2 protein-coding genes are annotated in these 2,715 nt (G+C 66.6%); both read left to right on the forward strand.

Annotation, left to right across the window (positions count from 1 at the left end; all coding sequences use genetic code 11):
- Positions 1 to 203 precede the first annotated feature (203 nt).
- Positions 204 to 1,736, forward strand: coding sequence for an IS21 family transposase (gene istA / locus L6639_RS42785; RefSeq protein ID WP_083780767.1), 1,533 nt, complete (start codon positions 204 to 206; stop codon positions 1,734 to 1,736).
- Between the two features lie 11 nt (positions 1,737 to 1,747).
- Positions 1,748 to 2,491 carry an IS21-like element helper ATPase IstB gene (istB, locus tag L6639_RS42790; RefSeq protein WP_012041725.1) on the forward strand — a complete coding sequence of 248 codons (744 nt, stop codon included), beginning with the start codon at positions 1,748 to 1,750 and terminating at the stop codon, positions 2,489 to 2,491.
- Positions 2,492 to 2,715: the final 224 nt, after the last annotated feature.

The following is a 2,715-nucleotide window of genomic DNA, read 5'->3' on the forward strand; positions in this document are numbered from 1 at the left end:
TGCGGATTCCGATCGATGTCGCCCAGGATTCCGAGATGATCTCGCCCACCATTCCGATTTGAAGTCGCCCACCCGTTCCGAGATGATGTCGCCCACCATTCCGGGATGATGTCGCCCGGGTGACGAGACCTCTTCTGGCTCCCATAGGGTCAACCTTTCGGTTTTGCGAAGGGGGACCCTGGATGCCGACGGAGAGGCTTGCGATGCGCCGTGTGCGCGATGTGATCAGGATGAAGGCGGCTGGGCTGCCGAGCCGCGAGATTGCTCGGCGGATGGGAGCGGCGCCCTCGACAGTGCGGCTAACCATCCGGCGGTTCGAGGCCGCAGGCCTGAGCTGGCCGTTGCCCGACGAACTCACGGACGCGGCCCTGGAGGCCCGCCTGTTCGCCAAGACCGGCAACGGTAACCGGCAGGGTCATCGCCGCATCGCCGAGCCCGACTGGGCGGCGGTGCACCGCGAGCTCAAGCGGAAGCACGTGACGCTCTCGATCCTGTGGGAGGAGTACATCGGCGCCGAGCCCGGCGGATACCGGTACTCGCGCTTCTGCGAGCTTTATCGCGCCTGGGAGGGACGCCTGTCGGTGACGATGCGCCAGGCGCACGCGGCCGGCGACAAGCTGTTCGTCGACTACGCGGGCGACGGCGTGCCTGTGGTGGTCGACCGCCTCACCGGCGAGCGGAGGACGGCGCAGATCTTCGTCGCCGTGCTCGGCGCCTCGAGCTTCACCTACGCGCAGGCGACGTGGACGCAGGGGCTCGCCGACTGGATCAGCGCCCATGTTGGCGCCTTCGCGGCGATCGGCGGCGTCCCGGCGCTCTTGGTGCCTGACAACACCAAAGTCGCAGTCATCAAGGCGAGCCTCTACGACCCGCAGATCAATCGCACCTATGCGGAGATGGCCGCGCATTACGGCACGGCCGTCTTGCCGGCGCGACCTCGCAAGCCGCGCGACAAGGCCAAGGTCGAGCAGGCCGTCCTCATCATCGAGCGCTGGCTGCTCGGCCGCCTACGCCACCGCGTCTTCTACAGCCTCGCCGAGGTCAACGCAGCGATCGGCGAGTTGCTCACCAGGCTCAACGAGGAGCGGCCGATCCGGCGGCTCGGCGTGACGCGCCGCCGGCTGCTCGAGGAGATCGACCGGCCGGCGCTCAAGCCGTTGCCGGCGAGCCCCTACGTGCTCGCTGAGTGGCGGATCCGCCGCGTCAGCCTCGACTACCACGTCGAGGTGGAGAAGCATTATTACAGCGTTCCGCATCGCTTCGCGCGTGCCGAGGTCGAGGTGCGGTTCACCGCCCGCACCGTCGAGATCTTCCACAAGGGCGAGCGGATTGCCGCGCATCAGCGCATGAGTGGCAATCATAAGCACACCACCGTGCCGGAGCACATGGCCTCCAGCCATCGGCGCTACGCCGGCTGGACTATCGGGCGTATCCGTCAGGACGCCGCCGCGATCGGGCCGGCAACCAGCGCATTGTGCGACCTCATTCTCGACGAGCGCTCGCACCCCGAACAAGGCTTCCGCGCCTGCCTCGGCATCCTCAGGCTCGCCGCCTCCTATGGGCGCGAACGGCTGGACGCGGCGGCTGCGCGGGCGATCGACATCGGCGCGCGCACCTATGGCTCGGTCAAGTCGATCCTCGCCAACAATCTCGATCGGCGTCCCGCTCACCAGCGCTCCGCGGACGATGCGCCGATCCTGCATGCCAACATCCGCGGACCGCGCTACTACAATTAGGAGACCGTCCCTTGCTCACCCATCCGACCCTCGACCGCCTCAACGCCCTCGGCCTCCACGGCATGGCCAAGGCCTTCGCCGACATCGAAGCCGCCGGTGAGGCTGGCAGCCTCGGTCACGCCGAATGGCTTGCTCTGCTGCTCGAACGTGAAGCCTCGCTGCGGCACGACAAACGGCTCGCCACTCGCCTGCGCTACGCCAAGCTGCGCCAGCAGGCTTGCGTCGAGGACATCGACTATCGCACCCCGCGCGGTCTCGACCGCCCGCTGTTCGCCAAGCTTGTCGAGGGCCGTTGGATCGACGACCACGTCAATCTCCTGATCTGCGGCCCGGCAGGCGTCGGCAAGAGTTGGCTCGCCTCGGCGCTCGGCCACAAGGCCTGTCGCGACAATCGCTCCGTGCTCTATCAGCGCGTCCCGCGCCTGTTCGACGATCTGGCGCTCGCCCGCGGCGACGGTCGTCACCCACGCCTGTTGCGCGGCCTTGGCCGTGTCGATCTGCTGATCCTCGATGATTGGGGGCTCGAGCCGCTCGATGCCGGCGCCCGTCACGACCTCCTGGAAATCCTCGAAGATCGCTACGGTCATCGCTCCACAATCGTCACCAGCCAGCTCCCCGTGGACCAATGGCATCTGCTCATTGGAGATCCCACCTATGCCGACGCCGTGCTCGATCGCCTCGTCCACAATGCCCATCGGCTCGACCTCACCGGTGAGAGCCTGCGCCGAACCCGGCAATCCGCCCGAAAGACCTGAGCGCTGTGGACATGCCGCTGCGCTTGGACAACGCAATCGCGTTGCCCACATGTCCACAGCAACCGCAGAAGAAGAAAAAAGGTTGAAGTCGCGATTACAGATTGACCGCGCGGCTTGACCGATGCCAGAGAACCAGCCGGCCAGAACGCCTCGCCGCTGGGCGAGATCAAATCGGAAAGGTGGGCGACATCGTCTCGGAATCCACGGGCGACTTCATATCGGTA

The sequence above is a fragment of the Bradyrhizobium zhengyangense genome (assembly GCF_022012555.1).
GTDB lineage: Bacteria > Pseudomonadota > Alphaproteobacteria > Rhizobiales > Xanthobacteraceae > Bradyrhizobium > Bradyrhizobium zhengyangense.

Excerpts from the sequence above, each read along its gene's own strand:
- istA (WP_083780767.1), top strand. The coding sequence starts at position 204 with ATGCGCCGTGTGCGCGATGTGATCAGGATGAAGGCGGCTGGGCTGCCG.